The sequence below is a fragment of the Candidatus Poriferisodalis sp. genome (assembly GCF_965203655.1).
Classification (GTDB): domain Bacteria; phylum Actinomycetota; class Acidimicrobiia; order Acidimicrobiales; family Poriferisodalaceae; genus Poriferisodalis.
On the sequence record NZ_CBDBDD010000005.1, the window covers coordinates 91,026 to 109,881 of the forward strand.

The following is an 18,856-nucleotide window of genomic DNA, read 5'->3' on the forward strand; positions in this document are numbered from 1 at the left end:
AGATCCTCAGGCGTCAACGGTGACGTGCGGAGGCGGCCAGACGCCCGCCACGATGCCGGTTTCGACGAGGTAGCCCATGATGCGCTCGAGCCGTCCCAGCAGGGCTTCAAGATCGGCTGCGGGCAGTGCGTCTGCCGCTGGCAACGACAGCCTGTCCGTGTCGTGCTCCACGGCTCGGCGTGCCGCATTTCCTTCGGGTGTCTGCTCACCGTCAGCAGTGATCCAGCCCCGATCGATGAGTCGTTGACACGCGGCATCCCATTCGTCGGCGCTCCAGCCCCGGATCTTCTGGATCGTGGCGCCATTGCCATGGCCGCCGGTGGTCATCATCACGTGGCATTCAACGGGATCCAGATCGCCGGCGGCGAGCGCGATGTTGTGGCCGTCGAAACGGAACTCTCGCAGCAGCGTGCAGCCGTGCCAGAGGTCCATGACATCGCCGCCACCTGTGCTGTCGCCCGGCCACGGCTCCGATGCCCATCCTGCATAGAGCGGTCGAGCGCCGATGGGCAGATCGTCGGCGAAGCTGCGCAGCGCAGACGCAGCCGCTGCGATCTCGCCGGCATCGGGATACTCGCCAAGCGCCCGTTGCATGGACGCAGTGGTGAGCTCGAGCTGGCGGGTACGGACGGCGTCAGGGTCCATGATGTCCCAGCAGCCCGGCACCGCCCGTTCCACCATGCGTGGGGCGAAGTTGTAGAACACCGCCGTGATGGTCGCAGCGCTCACCCTGCCCATGGGGGCCGAGCGGTACGCGAAGTACGCATGCCACCAGCCCTTGAACCCGTCGTCGTTGAAGCCGTAGATCTCGGGCGAGTAGTACGCGACGGTGTGAATCGGCTCGACCGTCCGTCCCAGGCGGCGGATGGGGCTGCGACGGTCATCGGTGCGGGGGATCTCGCCCATCTGTGCTCCTCGTTCCCGTAGCTCTCGGGGTCAGCGGCTGCGGGCGGCATCACGGCCCGCCGCGGTCGCCGCAATGGTATGGCGCGGCAGGCTGCACCGCAGTGCCTGTTGCCACCGAAGCCGGGGCTGCGCCTGCGCAGATGGGCGAAACTACGGTTTCGCCCATGACTGTTCATGGAATGCAGCACGAAGCAAGCGTTGACATCGCGGCCACACCCGATGCCGTCTATGCCTTGGTGTCCGACGTACCCCGGATGGGGGAGTGGAGCCCGGAGAATGCCGGCGCGGACTGGACGAGTGACACACCCGGTGCAGAAGGCTCGACGTTCGAAGGGCACAACCGAATCGGCGACCGCACCTGGAGCGTGCCCTGCACGGTCACCGTGGCCCAGCCGTCGGAGTGTTTCGAGTGGGTGACCCGTCCACAGGATCCTGAAGGCCCCTACGTGCGCTGGACCTACCGCATGGCACCCAATGGCACGGGCGGCACGTCACTGACTGAAATCTGGGATGTCCTCAGCCTGCCGCCTACGCTTCAGCCGCTGAGTGCCGAACAGTTGGCGGCGAGGGCAGACATCGTGCGCGCGGGCATGGCCGCAACGCTCGCGGCCATCAAGGCAACCGCCGAGTCATAGCACTGCGGCAGCGACCGGAGTCGCCTCTGGCGCTGAGCGCCGGCGTCGCGCTCTGCCGTCACAGACTGGCGACGTGGCGGAACGCTGAGTACTTGGGCTGGTCGATCGCCACCTGGTGGGCGACTGAGGTGCGCAGGTAGTCGGCGAGCCCGGGCTCGCCGAGCGGCATGGAGCCGTCGCGCAGTGCGTCCACGAGACGCCACCGCAACGCCGTGACCTGCTCGGCGATCTGTGCATCCGGAGCGGCGCGGCCGCTGGTTATCGAATCGCTGTCGCCGACCAGCGCAGTGAGTCGCTCCAGCTCGAAGCGGTGCAGTTGCGGCGCGATCAGGCGCTCACGCAATGCGATGTCGATGGAGTTGCCTGCCACGAGCGCCAGGAAGTTCGTGCGACCCTCGGTGGCCTGGCGGACTTCGCCATGCAGAAAGTCGCGCACGCTTTCGAGCAATTCGTCCACGCGGGGCATGTCACCCGCCGCAGTGTGAGCCTGTGCACTGGTGAAACTGCCGCCGAGCGGTGACGGTCCTTGAGGCCGCCGGCCGAAGTCAGGATCCAACAGACCCAGTTCATGCACAGACGGCTGGAACTCCACGGGCCCCGGGATGATCAGGTTGACGCAGTCGAGCTGGCATTCCGAGCTGCGGCGACCGATTCCTGGTCGCTCGACGGTGGCGTCGGAGCCCATCCGGTAGCGATCAGCCATGCCCAAGCAGCCGACCGCCCACCAGAACGAGCCGAACACCTCCCAGTACTGCACACGATCCCGATCGACGGGGTGGCCGGCCACGCTCTCATAGCCGGCAAACAGGTCCTCGTAGCGCCCGAAGCCGCCGACCGGCAGGTGCCGCTGGCCGAAGCGCCACGAGTTGGTGCACATCCACCCCAGGTCGCGCATGGGGTCGCCGATGTGAGCGGTCTCCCAGTCGAGCACAGCGATCAGGCCGGCATCGGCATCCACCATGATGTTGCCGTTGCGGAAGTCGTTGTGCACCAGGGTCAAATCGACGGCTCCGCGCTCTGCGAGCTGCTCGGACAGCCAGCGAGCGGCGAAGTCGATCATCGGCTGCGGCGTGGGCATCTCTTTGCAGCGATCCCATGTCTCGGCCAAGTAGTCGGCCGGATCGAAACGGCGGAGCACCGGGGCGAGTCCCGCCGCGTCCACGTCGACGCGGTGAATGCGCGCCATCTCCTGACCGCACTGGAACGCCAGCTTCGAGCGGGCGTTCTCCAATTCGGGCAGCCGGGCGATGCGCGCTCCGAGCGTCACGCCGTCCAGCCACTCCATCAGAAAGCCGGCGCCGACGCCGTCATCGGGCGTCAGCACGTACAGCACCTCGGGCTCGGGCACCCCGGCCGCGCGGGCGACAGTCATGCACTGCGCCTCTGCGGCCACTCCGGTGACGTTGTCTCCCTCGCGGTCCTCGCCGTCAGGTCCCCGGCGCAAGCAGATCTCGAACGTCGCATGGGGGTCCGAAGCACGCCGGCAGTGCAACCGGTACGTCTCCATGCTGGCCCCACCACTGAGCCGTTCGGCCTCGACCAGGCCGGCGCAATCAGCTATCTCCCGACGTACTGCGGTATCGAGCGCCGAGTAGAACTCAGGCACCGGGTGCTGTTGCTCGCCATTCGTCACGGATTGCCAGCTTCGTGATCTCGCCCGCGCAAACTCCGCCGCTCAGCCGTCAGCGTCTTTCTGCTGAGAACCGAAGATGGTCGGCGGACCCTTGCGGGACCAGTCGGGGGCACCGTGCATCTGGCGACCGCCGATCGTGAGCATCTGGGACGCCTCGCCGCCACAGATGCGGCCGCCGCTTGAACCCAGCACGCCGTTCGCGCCGATATGGCTGATCGGGTAGGAGTCGACCGCCGAGTAGGTCTGCAGCAGCAACGGCCGGGGCCGCGGCGAATTGTTGGGCAGCGAGCCGTGGATCATGCAGCAGTTGTGAACCGTGACCGAGCCGGCCGGCCCGCCGAGGTACACCATCTGGTCCAGATCCAGGGTTGCCACGTCGGCATCGGCCATCGACCCCGCCCAGCTCCCGTCGGGCGCGTACTGGTCGAACAACGGGCCCCGGTGGCTGCCTGGCAGCACGCCCATCGGGGACATCTCAGGGTCGACGTCTTCGAGATAGACGCCGATCGTGAGCGGGGTGAAGTCGGTGTGGGGCCAGAACTGGATGTCTTGGTGCCACTTCACCTCTTCGCCACCGCCCGACCACTTGAAGTTGAGCTTGGAGTGGTGGTAGCGCACCGGGCCGCCGAGCAGGGCCGAGGCAAGCTGCGCTGGGGGGCCTTCAAAGGTGAACCGCGCATAGGTCGGGTGCTGATCGACCGGCGAGATGAGCCGCCGCAGCCGTGGCGCATCGGACGTGTGCGTGGGTTCGAGATCGAAGACCTTGCCTGAGGTGCTTTCCGTGCGACTGGCGTCGATGAACTCTGCTGTCACAGCACGCAGCTCGTCGAGCCATTCCGGCCCGACGAAGCCCGGCAGGCACAGGTAGCCGTTCGCCTCGTAGCTGGCACGCTGACTGTCCGAGATGAATTCGCTGGCAGGCGGAGCAACATCGGCAAGAGTCATGCCCAAACCGTACCGGGCGATCCGCTCGCCATTCTGTGTGCAGAGCTGAGCGCGTGACCGCGGAACGCCCGCCGTCACGGCTGGTTGCTTAGGGTGAGGCGATGGCTGTGGAGCTGGTGATCGCCGGGGGTCGGCTAGTTGCTCCAGCTGATGCCGCCGAACCCGTCGATGTCGTCATCGAGGGCGGTCGCATCGCTGCGGTAGTGCCTGCCGGGCAGGCCCCGGCGGCGCGGCGAACGCTGGATGCGTCGGATGCGTGGGTCATGCCCGGATTCGTCGACATCCAGGTCCACTTCCGCACTCCGGGCGCCACCGACAGCGAAGACATGGATTCGGGTGCAGCAGGTGCAGCGATGGGCGGCGTAACGGCCTGCGTGATCATGCCCAACACCAACCCGCCGATCGACACACCCGACATGGTCAACGAGATGCTCGCTCTGGCCGCCGGTGTGCCGTGCGATATCCGGACATCGGCTGCAATCACCGCAGGACGAGCGGGGGAGCGGCTCGCTGATCTGGCGGCACTGTATGACGCAGGCGTGCGCGTCTTCACCGACGACGGCGACTGCGTGGCTGACGACGCGGTGATGGAAGCCGCCCTGGCCGCGACCGTGCGGCTGCCCGGCGCAGTGATCAGCCAGCATGCGGAGGATCCTGCGATGGTCGCCGGGGGAGTCATCAACGCCGGCGCTGTGGCCGAGCGACTTGGGTTACGCGGCCGGCCTGCCGAGGCAGAGGTCTCGGTGGTCCGCCGGGACATCGAGCTCGCCCGGCGGACAGGAGGTCGCTACCACGTGTTGCATCTCTCGGTCGCCGCGGCCATGGATCTGGTGGCCCAGGCCAAACGAGATGGCGTGGCGGTGACAGCAGAGGTCACGCCTCAACACTTGGTGCTCAGCGAGGACGACGTCGAACGGCTGGGCACGACGGGCAAGATGAACCCGCCGCTGCGGCTGGCCGACGACGTGGCGGCGCTTCGCCAGGGCATCATCAACGGCTCGCTCGACGCCGTCGCTACCGACCACGCTCCCCACCATCCCTCGCTCAAGGACCGGCCACTGGCCGATGCCCCTCCAGGAATGATCGGTGTGGAGACGATGGCATCAGTGGTGTGGTCGGAGCTCGTTGCCTCCGGCCAGATGACACCAGCGCGTTTCGTCGAGGTGGTCTCCACCACACCCGCCCGCATCGCCGGCATCATCGACCACGGCCAGCTGATCGCAGCGGGATCGCCCGCCAACCTCACCGTGTTCGACCCCACCGAGTCATGGACGGTGCGCGCCGCCGACCTCCAGTCGCGCAGCCTCAACTCGCCCTGGGCCGGCCGCACACTGACCGGCCGGGTTCGTCACACGGTTCTGGCAGGGAATCCGGTGGTGGTGAACAGCGGACTGAACACGTAAGCCGCAAGCCTCATATGCCGGAGTTGCAAAAGCGGCAGGAATCGCTTACCAGGCGCCGGCCTCGCGCCACGCTTCGAGCTGCTCCCACTCTGCGCCAGCTTCCAGCAGCACTTCCTCGGTGTGCTGGCCCAACTCGGCCACCGTCGTGCCGGCACGAGTCGGCGTGTCGGACATCGTGATCGGGCAGCCCACGAAGGTCTGCTCGCCCCAGTCGTCGTGGTTGGCTCGCACCAGGTATCCGTTGACGTAGGCCTGTTCGTTGGCGACGACCTCCGAATGGGAGCGCACCGGGCAGAACCGCTGCTCTTCGACCTCGAGCCGCTTGGACCACTCCTCGGTACTGCGAGTTTCAAACACCTCCCGGAAGAAGGCGCGCATCTCGAGCGCCACCTCGCGCGGCACGAAGTAGGCGTTCCACGCAGGATGATCCTCAAGATCGGGGCGCTCGATGGCCCGGCACATGCCCGGCCAGAGGTGTTCGGGACATCCCGCCATGGCGATCGCACCGTCAGACGTGGGGAACACGCCGTACAGCGCGTGTACCAGCGGATGGCCGCCGTTGGAGCGTCCGGCCTCCTCGCCGGTCATCAGCAGATGGGTGTACTCGAATGCCTGCAGCCAGATCTGCCCGCCGAGCAGGCTCACATCGACCCGTTGGCCCCTGCCGGTGCGCTGGCGGGCGAAGAGCGCCGCCAAGATTGCGGTCTGGAGGTTCTGCGCGCCGCAATGATCGGCCACCAGCGCGCCATACGTCGACAGCGGCCCGCCGTCGAATCCGCTCGAGGCGATGACTCCGCCGGATGCTTGCCCGGCGATGTCGGCGCCTTCACGGTCGGCCTCGGGACCGTAGGGACCTAGGAAGCTGCCCGCCGCCCAGATGATGCCCGGGTTCACGGCCGCGAGATCGTCGTAGCCCAGGCCCCATTCGTCGAGCGTGCCGGGCTTGAAATTCGACAGCACCACGTCGGAGGTCTCGACCAGTTTCAGAAAGGCCTCCTTGCCCGCGTCGACACGCAAGTCGAGCGTGACCGAGCGCTTGCCACGGTTGCACGCGATGTACACCGACGAGTGGCCGTAATCCTCGAGCACGTCCACATGCCGGCCGACGTCGCCGACCTGCGGCAATTCGATCTTGATGACTTCCGCGCCGAGATCGTGCAGCATGGCTCCCGCTTGCGGTCCCTGTACCAGCGTGGACAGATCCAGAACTCGTACTCCATCAAGTGCGCCAGCCATGGTTTCCCCTTGGTCAAGTGGTGTCACAGCAATCGGTGACGATGGTACTGAGCAAGTGCCGAGGCCCCCGCACAACCGCAGCACATCCGGAGTCGCTATGGGGCCTTTGGCAGTGCACCAAAGCAAGCTGCGGCTGCGAGAATGGGCGATCGTGACGGACACTGTCGCTGCAGCTCCGGAGCTCGACGAAGCATCCGCCCGCACGCTGCGGTTCTCCATCCTGATCTCGGCCATTCGCTGCACGCTGACCTACGTGATCCTGCCGTTCGCGGCACCGATCATCCGCCTTGCGCCAGGCGTGGGCCCCGCGGTCGGAATCCCGATCGCATTGGTTGCACTGTGGGCCAACGTCGCCAGCATCAAGCGGCACTGGCGCTCTGATCACCGCTGGAAGTGGCCGGTCAGCGTGCTCAACGCGGGAATCATCGTGCTGCTGGTGATCCTGCTCGTGCTCGACATCGGACAGCTGCTGTAGCACGCCGCGATCCGGTACGGGCGGAAGCGTCCCAGACACACCCGAAGCGAGGTTCGCCGGATGCACGTGCTGATCACCGGGGCCGCAGGGATGCTGGGCCGGAAGCTGACCAGGCGACTGGTGGACGATGGCACTCTGCATGGGAGCGCCATCGACCGCATCGATCTCGTCGACATCGTCGAGACATCCACCGAGGACGGCATCTGTTACGCGCACGTCGCCGACATCTGCGAGCCGGGCGTCGCCGCCGAGCTGCTGAGGCCAGAGCCCGATGTCGTGTTCCACCTCGCTGGCGTCGTCTCCGGTGAAGCTGAAGCCGACTTTGACAAGGGCATGGCGGTCAACGTCGATGGCACCCGGGCGCTGTTCGATGCGCTGCGCCTCGCTGGGGGGATTCCACGGGTCGTGTTCACGTCATCCATCGCGGTCTTCGGTGCGCCGTTTCCCGATCCGATCCCCGATGACTTCCACCTGACGCCGCTCACTTCCTATGGCATGGAGAAAACGGTGGCCGAGGCGCTGCTGGCCGACTACAGCCGCCGCGGCTTCTTCGATGGCATCGGCATCCGGCTTCCCACTATCAGCGTTCGTCCGGGATCGCCCAATGCCGCCGCATCCGGATTCTTCAGCGGCATCATCCGCGAGCCGCTGGGCGGTGCCCCGGCGGTGCTGCCCGTTCCGAGGGAAGTGCGCCATAGCCATGCCAGCCCCCGAACCGCAGTCGGATACATGCTCCACGCCGCGGAACTCAACAGTGCGGCGCTGGGAGCACGGCGCAGCCTCACCATGCCTGGCGTGTCGATGACCGTCGGCGAGCAGATCGAAGCCCTCGCTCGTGTCGCTGGTCCCGAAGCGGCGGCGCTGATCGTTGAATCGCCTGACCCGACGATTGCACACATCGTCTCCGGATGGCCGGAGCGATTCGACACCCAGCGGGCTTTGGATCTGGGTTTCACGCCCGACGAGAGCTACGACGCCATCATCCGCGCCTACCTCGAAGACGACGTCGCACCAAGCTGAGCGGAGCGCACGCGAGCGGGAGACCGAGGCCCGAGCGGCCTGTGAGCGGAGCGAACAAGAGCGGGGGACTCGGCGTGTCACCGCGCAGGGTCGCGTGTTTGGCACACTGGCTGAACATGCAGACAGTTCTCCCGGTGGCTCGCCTCGCAGCAGCGCGGCGCCGCCCCGGGTCGCATCACTGAGTCCGATGCGCATCCTCTTCGCCGACAAGATCGACGCCGGCCGCTTGGGCTGGCTCGAAGCTGCGGGCCACGAGTGCGTTGTCAAGCCCGAATTGGAAGCCGATGACCTGCCTGAGCACATCGCGGGCGTCGAGGTGCTGGTGGTGCGCAGCACTGAGGTGACCCGCAAGGTGTTCAAGGCCGCTGATGAGCTGGCCATGGTGCTGCGCGCCGGGGCTGGCACCGACACCATCGACTGTGACGGCGCCAGCAAGTACGGCATCTACGTGTGCAACGTTCCAGGGCGTAACGCCGTGGCGGTCGCCGAGCTGACGATGGGGCTGCTGCTGGCAATCGACCGCCACATCGTCGATGCCTCGTCAGACCTTCGCTCGGGCCGCTGGGACAAGTCCCGCTACATGGGCGCCTCGGGCCTGAAGGGCCGCCGTATGGCAATCGTGGGCATGGGAGCGATCGGCATCGAGGTGGCGCGCCGCGCCGCGGCATTCGGCATCGAAGTAGCTGCGCTGTACCGCTCGGACCGCTCCCGCGAGCTGCTAGCGGACATGAGGCGGCTCGAGATCGAGGTCGCACCCGACTACGACACTCTGCTGCGCGACGCCCACATCGTGTCGCTGCACCTGCCGGCCAACGCCGAGACCTGCGGCCTCGTAGATGCCGAATTCCTCGCCAAGATGCCCGACGGCGCCATCCTGCTCAATACCTCACGCGGCGAGATCGTGGACGAGGACGCGCTGCTGCGGGCGCTCGACGAGCGGAGCATGCGCGCAGGTCTTGACGTGTTCCAGGGAGAACCGACGGGAGCCGACCCCGAGTGGCAGTCTCCGCTGGCGTCGCATCCGAGCGTCACTGGCACCCATCACATCGGCGCCTCCACCGTGCAGGCGTCCGAGGACATCGCCGACGGCATCGTCGAAGTGCTTGAAGCGTTCGCGACCGGTGAGGTGCTCAACTGCGTCAACCGGGCCGAGCGGCCGCTGGGCCGGAGCACCATCGTTGTCCGCCACAGGGACCAGGTGGGCGTGCTGGCCGGCATCCTCATGGCGCTGCGGGCCAGCGGAATCAATGTGCTGCAGATGCGCAACGAGATCGTGGCAGGTCCCAAGCATCACGCTGCCGTGGCCACGATCCGGGTGTCCCGGCGACCGTCTCGCAAGGTGCTGGCAGAACTCACCGAGATGGAAGCGGTGCACGGTCTGCGGTTGATCAACGCCTGCTGAGCGCCCTCACGACTGCCGCCATAGGGTGATCCGGTGCGCCCCCGGACCGGCAAGACGTCGATCGCGCCGATCCTGATCACCGGCAGCATCATCACTGCGCTGACGCTGGGCGTACGGGCCACGATGGGGCTGTTCCCGGACGCCATCGACCAAGCGCTGGATGTGGGCATCGGCACGGTCGGGCTGACCGTTGCCCTGCAGAACCTCGTGTGGGGCCTGGGCCAACCGCTCGCGGGTGCCATCGCCGACCGGTTCGGCGCGGCACGGACGCTGGTTGTGGGCGCCGTCGCCTATGCGGGCGGCCTGCTGGTGATGGGCGCAGCCAACGGACCCGCTGGGTTACATCTCGGGGGCGGGGTGATCGTCGGGCTCGGCATGTCTGCAGCGTCGTTTGCAGTGGTGCTGTCGTCGATGAGCCGGCTCGTGGACCCCCAACGACGCTCGATGGCACTGGGCGTGGCCACGGCATGCGGCTCGCTCGGGCACTTCGTGCTGGTACCGCTGACCGGTGCTGTCATCAGCGCATTCGGCTGGCGCAGTGCGCTGACCGTCCTGGCAGTCGTGACGGTGTCCATCGGGCTGTTCGTCCGGCCGCTGCGCACTCAGTCTGGGCCCGCCGAAGCCGTCGAAACGGTGCCGGACGACGACGATTCGCTACTGACGACGTTGGCGAGGGCGGCTCGCCATCGCGATTACCTGCTGGTGAACTGCACATTCTTCGTCTGCGGCTTCCACGTCACGTTCATCGGTGTGCACCTGCCCAAGACACTCACCGATGCCGGCCTCGATACCGCCGTCGCCAACATGTCGTGGTCGCTCGTTGGCCTGTTCAACATCGTGGGAGCGTTCGCCGCCGGGGCGCTGGGCATGCGGTTCGCGAAGAGCCGGCTGCTGAGCATCATGTACAGCACCCGGGCGCTCGCCTTCGCAGGCCTGGTGCTGCTGCCGGTGACCCCCGTCGTAGCGCTCGGGTTCGGCGTCGTGATGGGGATCGTGTGGCTCGCCAGCGTGCCATTGACCTCGGGCATCGTGCTGGGCCAATTTGGCGTGCGTCGGGCCGGAACGCTGTTCGGCTTCGTCTTCCTGTCCCACCAGGTCGGCGCATTCCTCGGTTCCTGGGGCGGCGGCGAAATCCGCGAGCTCACCGGTTCATACGACCTGTGGTGGTGGGTGGCTGCCGCACTCGGCGTAGCGGCCGCAGCGCTGCACTTCAGTATCTCCGAAGAGCCCGCACCCGCCCTTCCGGAGCATCGACGCAGAGCTCCGTCTTCAGCCGCCTAAGACGCTGTAACTGCTGTCGACGACGAGGCGGATGGAGACGTACAGCCCCAGCAGCGGGACCACGATCCAGGTGGCGTTCAACGCCAGGATCATGCCGTACACCTCGCCCCTGCTGATGTCCCGGTGACGCTTCGCAATGAAGAAGCTCACCAAGTAGATGGACGTCGCATAGGTCCACTGCCAGAAGAACATGATTCCGAGAATTCCTGCTGCAAGCGGCGAGAGGAACTCCGTGGTGAACGCTGCGTACAGGATCAGCGTGGGTATGGCCGTGATGAAGCCATTGCCTACGTCCACGTTGAACCCGTACGTGCGGCGATCGGCATACGAACCGTCGTACACCGAATAGGCGGCCCACACGTCGGCCCAGACAGTCGGAGAGAACGCTGAGCGCAGCGGAACCTTGGTGGTGAGGAACGCGAGTGCCGGGCTCCTGCCGGTGCGCAGCCGATGTTGTTGCCAGTGGGCAAACCGAGACTCGATGTAGTCCCGCCGGAAGAAGAGGCAGATCTCCCAGAAGCAGATCACGAGATTGGTCGAGAGGAACAGGGCAAAGACCACGAACGTGATGTCGATGCCCCCGTGCCAGTACACGCGATGCGCGATGCCCAAGATCGCGAGCAATGCGATCTTCAGCGCCGCCAACAGTCCCGCTGGCAATGTCTCGCGCCTCTCGCTTGCCGGTACTGGGCTACCGGCGGCCCGCCACGGCGGCGTCGCGCCAGGCGACAGTGTCAGCGATGGAGTTGAACGTGAACACGTGCAGGCCGGCGATGTCGAGCCGGTCGGCGTGAGGCGCGAGGGCGTCCACCAAGCCGCCGGGGTCGTAGCCGCCGGGTCGCAGCATGCGTGCCACAGCTCCAGTGTTCTTGTGCAGGTAGCGCAGCGAGGCGCCGATGCCCAAGCGAGTGCCGATGCGCAGCAGGCGCGCCGGGTCGACCGCGCCGGGGATGCCGAGGTGCACGGGAAGCGTGAACCCGCTGTCACGCTCGGACGAGAGCCACTCGATGATCGAACGGGAGTGGAAGCACATCTGCGTCGCTGCGTGGCCCGCAATGCCCGCATCGGCCAGTAGGGCCTGCTTGGCATGCAGTGCCTCATGCAGCACCGCATCGCTGATGAGCGCATGACCTTCGGGATACGAGGTCACCCCGATGTGCGTCAGTGTGTGCTCGAGGTCCCGAAGGGCTTCGAGCAGTTGTTGAGCGCTATCGAAAGGACCTGCGGGAGACGTCACGTCGCCGCCCACCAGGAAGATCTCAGTGAGGCCAAGTGTGCTGACGCGTCCTAGCAACTCTTCGATGTGGTCGCGGCTGCGCACCATGCGTGCGGCGATGTGGGGGACCGGTCGGTGCCCCAGAGCGCACAGCTCAGCAGTCAGGTCCAGCGTGTCCTCGAGCGTCTTGGAGGCCGACGCCGTGACAGAGACCGGCGATTCAGGCGGCAGGTGCGGGAGCTGGTCAGCCAGGTTGCGCAACGGGATCAGCTCCCACTGGGCGTCGGCCAGCAGCCTGCGACGCACCTGAGCGTCATCGGCTGACAGCCTGCGGCTGCTCGCCAACCGGCGACGCGCTGAGTCCGGCCGCCAGACAGATGTCCAGCTCTGTGTCCGGTTGCTCCTTGGATTCGAGAAGAACGCGAGCAATTGCAACTCCGTCAGCTCAGGCCGACGATCTCGCCGTCGGCGTCGAGGTCGATATGGCGTGCTGCGGGGTCACGGCCCAGTCCTGGCATCGTCCGCATGTCGCCGCAGATCGGATACACGAACCCGGCTCCCACCGACGCGCGCACCTCGCGCACTGGCAGCGTCCAGCCGGTCGGAGCGCCTTTGAGCGATGCGTCGGAGGAGATGGACAGATGCGTCTTGGCGATGCACACCGGCAGGTTGCCGAATCCGTTGCGCTCGTAGCCGTCGATCTCGCGGTTGGCGCGGGCGGTGTAGCTCACATCGTCTGCGCCGTACACCTTGGTGGCGACTGCATGGATCTTGTCGCGCAGCCCTACGTCGTCGGGGTACAGCACGGCGAAGTCGGTCGGTTCTTCGGCCGCTTCGGCCACCGCCTCGGCGAGTTCGGCTGCGCCGGCGCCCCCGTTCGCGAAATGGGTGCAGCGGGCCGACAAGGCGCCGTACTCGGACGCGATCTCGGCGATTGCCGCCAGGTCCTCTTCGTTGTCGCCCGGGAAGGTGTTGATGGCCACGACCGGCGACACGCCATGCATTCGCACGTTGGAGAGCTGCTTGCGCAGGTTGTCGCCGCCGGCGTGCACCTCGTCGGGATTGGCCTCGAGCAGCGCCGGGGGCAAGGGTCGCCCGGCCACGATCCGGTGCTTGCCCGAATGGGCCTTCAGCCCGCGCACCGTGGCCACGATCACCGCGGCATCGGGTGCCACGCCCGAGTACCTGCACTTGATGTTGAAGAAGCGCTCGGCGCCCATGTCGGCGCCGAATCCGGCCTCGGTCAGCAGGAAGTCCGACGTCCCGATGCCGATGCGGTCCGCCACGATCGAGGAGTTGCCGGTGGCGATGTTGCCGAAGGGACCCGTATGCACCAGCGCAGGCGAGCCCTCCAGCGTCTGCATCAGGTTCGGTTTGATGGCTTCGCGCAGCAGCACGGCCATCGAACCCGCAGCACCGATTTCCTCCGCGGTGACCGGATCGCCGCCCTTGGTGTAGCCCAGCACGATGCGGCCGAGCCGGGCACGCAGGTCCGACATCGACGTGCACAGCGCCAGCGTCGCCATCACCTCTGATGCGGCCGTGATGTCGAAGCCGGACTCGCGGGGGATGCCGTCGAGGCGCCCGCCAAGGCCGATGGTGATGTTGCGCAGCGCCCGGTCATTGACGTCCAGCACCCGCCGCCAGGTGATGTTGTGGATGTCGAGACCCGATTCGTTGCCGTGGTACAGGTGCGCGTCCAGCATTGCGGCGCACAAGTTGTGGGCGGCCGTCACGGCATGCATGTCGCCGGTGAGATGGAGGTTGAATAGGTCCATCGGCACGACCTGGCTGTAGCCGCCGCCCGCAGCGCCGCCCTTGATGCCGAACGTGGGACCCATCGACGGCTGCCGTATGGCGATCGTCGCCGTACGGCCGATGTGCGCGAATGCCTGGCCCAGTCCGACCGTCGTCGTTGTCTTGCCCTCGCCCAGCGGGGTCGGGGTGATAGCGGTCACCACGACATAACGCCCCCGGGGCCGGTCGGCCATGGCCTCGGCCGCCTCGAGCTGGACCTTCGCGACACCCGAGCCATACAGCTCCAAGTACTCGCGCGGGATGCCCGCCTCGTCTGCGATGTCTGTCAGCGGCCGGATTTGTGCAGCCGCAGCGATCTCGAGATCGCTGGGTATCGCGCCTGTCGTCGTCATGCCGTACACCCTCCTCGGTGAGAGCCCCCAACACCCTGCCAGAACCTCACCGCATGGCGGTGCCACCGGCGTTCCGGCGACGAGTGCTGGTCGTCGAATGCTGAGTCGTTCGGCTACTGTTCCCCTAGATGCTGTTCCGCTGAGTGGAACTGTTCCATCATACAGAACAGCAACGAAGCAATTCGGCACAGCGGCGATCCGGCAACAGTGGGGGATGACAGGTATGAGCGACTTTCCGGCGCGGGCAGATTGTGTCGTCATCGGGGCGGGGATCGTGGGCAACTGCCTGGTGGGCCATCTCAGCGACCTCGGATGGAACGACATCGTCCTGCTGGACAAGGGGCCGCTGCCCAACCCTGGCGGCTCCACCGGTCATGCCTCCAACTTCATCTTCCCGGTCGATCACTCAAAGGAGATCGTCGATCTGACCGTCGACAGCCAACGCCAGTACGAGGCGCTGGGCCTGCAGAACACCTGTGGCGGCATCGAAGTGGCCCGCTCGCCCGAGCGCATGGAAGAGTTCCGCCGGCGCATGACCTCGGCGACCTGCTGGGGCATCGAGGCCCGGCTGCTCAGCGTCGACGAAGTCATCGAGCTGGTGCCGTTCATCGATCCCGACGTCATCCTGGGCGGCTTCTACACACCGGGCGTGTCGGCAGTGGATTCGCTCGAAACGGGTACCCAAATGCGCCGTCGGGCAACTGAAGCCGGTCACCTGCAGACCTTCGCCAACACCGAGGTGCTCGACATCGAGACCGCTCCGGGCGCCAACCGCCCCCGCATCTCCGCCGTGGTGACCGACCGGGGGCGCATCGAGTGCGACACAGTCGCGATCGCCTGCGGCGTATGGAGCCCGAAGCTTGCCCAGATGGCCGGGGCCACCATCCCGCTGACCCCCGCCGTCCACCAGATGGTCGATGTCGGCCCGTTCGACGTGCTGGTCGAGACCAACCAGGAGCTGGCCTACCCGATCGTGCGGGACATGGACACGTTCTGCTACGAGCGTCAGTCGGCGGGATCGATGGAGGTGGGCAGCTATGCCCACCGGCCGATCCTGCACCGGGTGGAGGACATCCCCTCCAACGATGAGGCAGCGCTCAGCCCCACCGAGATGCCCTTCACGCCCGATGACTTCGACGAACAGCTCGAGCAGGCCATCGAGCTGATGGAGTTTCTGGGCGACGGCGAGATCAAGTACGCCATCAACGGCCTGCTCTCGCTGACACCCGATGCCGCCCCGGTCCTGGGTCCGACACCGGAGGTCGACAACCTGTGGTCGGTCGCGGCTGTGTGGGTGAAGGAAGGTCCTGGTGTAGGGCGGTTGATGGCCGAGTGGATGACCTACGGCTATCCCCGCATGACCGATCCCCACGGCTCGGACGTCACACGCTTCTACCCCCAGGACCGCAACGTCATCCACATCGAGACCCGGGCCGACGAGCACTTCAACAAGACCTACGGCATCGTGCACCCCCGCGAGCAGTGGGCGACGCGCCGCAACCTGACCTGCGGCCCCGCCAAGGCCCGCACCGATGACCTCGGCGCCTACTACTTCGAGGCCGGCGGCTGGGAGCGGCCGCACTGGTACGAATCGAATGCCGACCTCGTCGAGCGCTACGGCATCGAGGGCCGCACCCACGAGTGGGACGCTCGCTGGTGGAGCCCGATCACCGATGCGGAGCACCTGCATCTGCGCGAGCAGTGCGGGCTGGTGGACATCTCGCCGTTCCAGGTGTTCGAGGTGTCAGGCGCCGGCGTCGTGCCCTACATCGAGAAGATGGTGGTCAACAAGTGCGATCTGCCGGTCGGTCGCTCGATTTACACGCCGGTGCTCACCGCCGACGGCGGCTTCCGCTCGGACCTCACCATCGTGCGCCTGTCCGAGGATCGCTTCCGCATCGCCACCGGCGCGTTCGACGGCGGGCGCGACGAGTACTGGTTCCGCCACAACCTCCCGGCCGACGGCGTGCACTTCGAGAACCGCACCGAGGCACTGGCCACCTACGGCGTGTGGGGTCCCCATGCGATCGCGCTGCTGCAGACGCTGACCGAGACCGACCTGTCCCAAGGGGCTTTCGGCTACGGCCAAGTGCGCGACGCGCTGCTGTCGGGGATCCCGACCCAGATGTTCCGCATCTCCTACGTCGGCGATGCGGGCTTCGAGATCTACTGCCCCACGAGCGCGGGGCTGGCTCTGTGGGACGCCATCGCCGAAGCGGGGCGAGACTTCGACCTGAGGCCGGTCGGCGCCGGGGTGTACGGCACCACCGGGCGGCTCGAGAAGGGCTACCGGCTCATGGGCGCCGAGCTCGAGAGCGACTACAACCCGGTGGAGGCAGGCCTGGCCCGGCCGCGTGTCAAGGCGGCTGATTTCATCGGCAAGGAGGCCTACCTGGCAGCCCGGGAAGCGCCGCTGGCCGCCCAGCTCTGCATGCTGCGCTTCGACAGCCTGCGCTGTGCGGAGGGCTACGACCGCTTCCCGATGGGCGCGGGCAACGAACCCGTGCTGACCCCCGCGGGCGAGCGGATCACCGACTCGCACGGCAGGGTCAGCCGCCTCACGACGGCAGGCAATGCCCCGTCGCTCGAGGCCTACCTGGCAATGGCGTACCTGCCGCCTGAGCTGGCCACGACGGGTACCGAACTCGCTGTGATGTACCAGAACGAGATGTACCCGGTCACTGTGGCAGCCACGGGTGCGAACCTTGCGCTGTTCGACCCCGACGACAGCCGCATGAAGGCCTGAGGGCAGCGGGCGTGCGCATCCTGGTCTGCGTGAAGCGGGTCCCCGCCGTGGGGTCGCGCATCAACGTGACCACCGACGGCCAGCAGGTCGATACTGCCCATCTGGGCTTCACCACCAGCCCGCACGAGGAATGCGCCGTCGAGGAAGCCGCCCAGATCGCCGAGCGGCTCGACGGCGACGATCACACCGTGGTGGTGTTGACGCTCGGCCCGGAGGAGTCCACCGAGCAGCTGCGCTACGCCGCCAGCGTGGGCGGCACCGAGCTGGCACTGGTGGTCGCCGAGGGCGGCTTGGACTGGGACCCCCAGCGCACGGCGACGGCGATTGCCAAGGCGGTGCGCGAGCTGGAATCGGACGGCGGGGAGTTCGACCTCATCCTGTTCGGCAACGAGTCGGCCGACGGCGGCAACTTCCAGGTCGGCATCCGGGTGGCATACACGCTCGGACGCCCGATCGTGAACGGTATCAAGGGCATCGATGTCACCGAGGGTGGCATCGTGGCCCGCCGCGAGACCGATGCCGGCTACGAGGTGTACGAGTTGGAGACCCCGTGCGCACTCGGGGTCAAGGAGGGCATCAACCTGCCCCGCTACCCGACGATGAAGGGACGTCTGGCCTCACGCAAGGCACAGATCGCCGCTTTCGACTGTGCGGGGGACGCAGTCGCCGGCGGCCAGGCCCGCCAGCGCTTGCACCGGCCACCCGAGCGGGCCAGCACGACGGTGATGCTCGGCGACAGTGCCGCCGCCGCACCGGCCGTAGTGGACCTGCTGGATGAGCTGGGAGTGCTGTGAGCAGCGTCGCGGTCCTCATCGATCACGACCGAGGTGTTCCCTCAGGTGGGGCACTCGAAGCGCTCACCGCAGCCCGGAGGCTCGCTGCAGACCTGGGCGCGGACCTCGATGCCGTCGTTCTCGGTGACAGTGAGCTGTTCGAGACGCACGGTGCGAGTCTCGTTGCCTCCTGTGCTTCCTACGGTGCCGCCGTCGTGCATCGGGGCCGCCACTCGCTGCTGGCCGATTACGGACCCGACGCGTGGGGAGCTGCGCTCGCAGCATTCATCGAGGCCGTGCACCCTGCTGCCGTTGTTGCTGCGGGCACCGACCGGGGCGCCGAGGCCATGGCTCAGCTGGCTGCCCGCACTGACCTGCCGCTCGTGGCCAACTGCGTGAGTGTGAGTCCCGCGAACGACCCATGGGAGATCACCCGCATCCAGTGGGGCGGATCGCTGCTCGAAGACGTGACGCTCACGTCGTCCCTGCCGCTGCTGACCATCGCCCAGCATGCCGTGGAGGCCGCGCCATGCGAAGACGATCCCGTCGAAGCGATGGTTGCAGATTTCGCACCGGATCTAGGCTCTGAAGCCGAACGCACCTTGGTCCGCGACCGGGTGACCCTTACCGAGGGCATCACGCTGTCCACCTCGCCCGTGGTGGTCTCGGGCGGCCGCGGCGTGGGCTCCGCGGAGGGCTTCGCGCCGCTCGAAGAGCTGGCAGAACTGCTCGGCGGTCGAGTCGGCTGCTCCCGTGCGGTCACCAACAACGGCTGGCGCAGTCACGCCGATCAGGTGGGCCAGACCGGCACCCGCATCGCACCCGAGATCTACATCGCGTGCGGCATCTCGGGAGCCATTCAGCACTGGGTGGGCGCGATGGGTTCGAAGAACATCCTCGCCATCAACATCGATCCTGAGGCAAACATGGTGACCAAGGCCGGATACGCGGTGATCGCCGACCTGCACGAGGTGGTGCCGGCTATCTCCGACGAGATCCGACGTCGCAGGGACCGTCCAGCGAATTAGCCGGCCG

General features: G+C 66.9%; 16 protein-coding genes. 9 read left to right on the forward strand and 7 right to left on the reverse strand.

Features of this window, described 5'->3' with window-relative positions; genetic code table 11:
- Positions 1–6: 6 nt before the first annotated feature.
- Entirely contained in the window at positions 7–906 is a 900-nt protein-coding gene (locus tag ACOGW9_RS04765) for an SCO6745 family protein (RefSeq protein WP_419908883.1), read from the reverse strand.
- 164 nt (positions 907–1,070) lie between these two features.
- Here ACOGW9_RS04765 and ACOGW9_RS04770 point away from each other — a divergent pair, with 164 nt between their 5' ends.
- Positions 1,071–1,541 carry an SRPBCC family protein gene (locus ACOGW9_RS04770; RefSeq protein WP_419908885.1) on the forward strand — a complete coding sequence of 157 codons (471 nt, stop codon included), beginning with the start codon at positions 1,071–1,073 and terminating at the stop codon, positions 1,539–1,541.
- A gap of 58 nt (positions 1,542–1,599) precedes the next feature.
- Here the strand turns inward: ACOGW9_RS04770 and ACOGW9_RS04775 are convergent, their stop codons facing one another.
- On the reverse strand, positions 1,600–3,174 hold the full coding sequence (locus ACOGW9_RS04775; RefSeq protein ID WP_419908887.1) for a phosphotransferase family protein: 1,575 nt from the start codon (positions 3,172–3,174) through the stop codon (positions 1,600–1,602).
- 42 nt (positions 3,175–3,216) lie between these two features.
- A complete protein-coding gene (locus ACOGW9_RS04780; RefSeq protein WP_419908889.1) occupies positions 3,217–4,119 on the reverse strand; it encodes a phytanoyl-CoA dioxygenase family protein in 903 nt (300 codons plus the stop codon).
- Between the two features lie 101 nt (positions 4,120–4,220).
- On the opposite strand from ACOGW9_RS04780, the gene ACOGW9_RS04785 reads away from it, so the two are divergent.
- Positions 4,221–5,522, forward strand: coding sequence for a dihydroorotase (locus ACOGW9_RS04785; protein ID WP_419908891.1), 1,302 nt, complete (start codon positions 4,221–4,223; stop codon positions 5,520–5,522).
- Between the two features lie 45 nt (positions 5,523–5,567).
- Here ACOGW9_RS04785 and ACOGW9_RS04790 read toward each other — a convergent pair whose 3' ends face one another.
- Positions 5,568–6,758 (reverse strand): CaiB/BaiF CoA transferase family protein, encoded by a 1,191-nt coding sequence (locus ACOGW9_RS04790; protein WP_419908893.1) that lies wholly within the window; start codon positions 6,756–6,758, stop codon positions 5,568–5,570.
- 151 nt (positions 6,759–6,909) lie between these two features.
- Here ACOGW9_RS04790 and ACOGW9_RS04795 point away from each other — a divergent pair, with 151 nt between their 5' ends.
- From ACOGW9_RS04795 to ACOGW9_RS04810, 4 genes are all read left to right on the forward strand, one after another.
- The gene (locus ACOGW9_RS04795; RefSeq protein ID WP_419908895.1) at positions 6,910–7,233 is read left to right on the forward strand and encodes a hypothetical protein; all 324 of its coding nucleotides are present in this window, start codon (positions 6,910–6,912) and stop codon (positions 7,231–7,233) included.
- 60 nt (positions 7,234–7,293) lie between these two features.
- Positions 7,294–8,253, forward strand: coding sequence for a D-erythronate dehydrogenase (gene denD, locus ACOGW9_RS04800; RefSeq protein ID WP_419908897.1), 960 nt, complete (start codon positions 7,294–7,296; stop codon positions 8,251–8,253).
- Between the two features lie 187 nt (positions 8,254–8,440).
- The gene (locus tag ACOGW9_RS04805) at positions 8,441–9,655 is read left to right on the forward strand and encodes an NAD(P)-dependent oxidoreductase (RefSeq protein WP_419908899.1); all 1,215 of its coding nucleotides are present in this window, start codon (positions 8,441–8,443) and stop codon (positions 9,653–9,655) included.
- A gap of 33 nt (positions 9,656–9,688) precedes the next feature.
- Positions 9,689–10,936 (forward strand): MFS transporter, encoded by a 1,248-nt coding sequence (locus ACOGW9_RS04810; protein WP_419908901.1) that lies wholly within the window; start codon positions 9,689–9,691, stop codon positions 10,934–10,936.
- On the opposite strand, the gene ACOGW9_RS04815 is transcribed toward ACOGW9_RS04810, so the two are convergent.
- The 3 genes from ACOGW9_RS04815 to ACOGW9_RS04825 all read right to left on the reverse strand — a co-directional run bounded on the left by ACOGW9_RS04815 (position 10,925) and on the right by ACOGW9_RS04825 (position 14,302).
- Positions 10,925–11,596 (reverse strand): hypothetical protein, encoded by a 672-nt coding sequence (locus tag ACOGW9_RS04815; RefSeq protein WP_419908903.1) that lies wholly within the window; start codon positions 11,594–11,596, stop codon positions 10,925–10,927. The genes ACOGW9_RS04810 and ACOGW9_RS04815 overlap by 12 nt on opposite strands.
- A 31-nt stretch (positions 11,597–11,627) precedes the next feature.
- A complete protein-coding gene (locus tag ACOGW9_RS04820; RefSeq protein ID WP_419908905.1) occupies positions 11,628–12,458 on the reverse strand; it encodes a methylenetetrahydrofolate reductase in 831 nt (276 codons plus the stop codon).
- A gap of 134 nt (positions 12,459–12,592) precedes the next feature.
- On the reverse strand, positions 12,593–14,302 hold the full coding sequence (locus tag ACOGW9_RS04825) for a formate--tetrahydrofolate ligase (protein ID WP_419908907.1): 1,710 nt from the start codon (positions 14,300–14,302) through the stop codon (positions 12,593–12,595).
- A 223-nt stretch (positions 14,303–14,525) separates the two neighbouring features.
- Between ACOGW9_RS04825 and ACOGW9_RS04830 the strand changes: the two genes are divergently transcribed.
- The 3 genes from ACOGW9_RS04830 to ACOGW9_RS04840 are packed head-to-tail and all read left to right on the forward strand — an operon-like array spanning position 14,526 to position 18,849.
- Positions 14,526–17,048 carry an FAD-dependent oxidoreductase gene (locus ACOGW9_RS04830; RefSeq protein WP_419908909.1) on the forward strand — a complete coding sequence of 841 codons (2,523 nt, stop codon included), beginning with the start codon at positions 14,526–14,528 and terminating at the stop codon, positions 17,046–17,048.
- A gap of 29 nt (positions 17,049–17,077) precedes the next feature.
- Positions 17,078–17,842, forward strand: a complete 765-nt coding sequence (locus tag ACOGW9_RS04835) for an electron transfer flavoprotein subunit beta/FixA family protein (protein WP_419908911.1) — start codon at positions 17,078–17,080, stop codon at positions 17,840–17,842.
- A complete protein-coding gene (locus tag ACOGW9_RS04840) occupies positions 17,839–18,849 on the forward strand; it encodes an electron transfer flavoprotein subunit alpha/FixB family protein (protein ID WP_419908913.1) in 1,011 nt (336 codons plus the stop codon). Before ACOGW9_RS04835 ends, ACOGW9_RS04840 begins: the two co-directional genes overlap by 4 nt.
- Positions 18,850–18,856: the final 7 nt, after the last annotated feature.

Bases quoted from the DNA above. Each gene is read 5' to 3' on its own strand.
- ACOGW9_RS04765 (WP_419908883.1), bottom strand. From the start codon at position 906: ATGGGCGAGATCCCCCGCACCGATGACCGTCGCAGCCCCATCCGCCGC.
- ACOGW9_RS04770 (WP_419908885.1), top strand. From the start codon at position 1,071: ATGACTGTTCATGGAATGCAGCACGAAGCAAGCGTTGACATCGCGGCC.
- ACOGW9_RS04780 (WP_419908889.1), bottom strand. From the start codon at position 4,119: ATGACTCTTGCCGATGTTGCTCCGCCTGCCAGCGAATTCATCTCGGAC.
- ACOGW9_RS04785 (WP_419908891.1), top strand. From the start codon at position 4,221: ATGGCTGTGGAGCTGGTGATCGCCGGGGGTCGGCTAGTTGCTCCAGCT.
- ACOGW9_RS04790 (WP_419908893.1), bottom strand. From the start codon at position 6,758: ATGGCTGGCGCACTTGATGGAGTACGAGTTCTGGATCTGTCCACGCTG.
- denD (WP_419908897.1), top strand. From the start codon at position 7,294: ATGCACGTGCTGATCACCGGGGCCGCAGGGATGCTGGGCCGGAAGCTG.
- ACOGW9_RS04805 (WP_419908899.1), top strand. From the start codon at position 8,441: ATGCGCATCCTCTTCGCCGACAAGATCGACGCCGGCCGCTTGGGCTGG.
- ACOGW9_RS04825 (WP_419908907.1), bottom strand. From the start codon at position 14,302: ATGACGACGACAGGCGCGATACCCAGCGATCTCGAGATCGCTGCGGCT.
- ACOGW9_RS04830 (WP_419908909.1), top strand. From the start codon at position 14,526: ATGAGCGACTTTCCGGCGCGGGCAGATTGTGTCGTCATCGGGGCGGGG.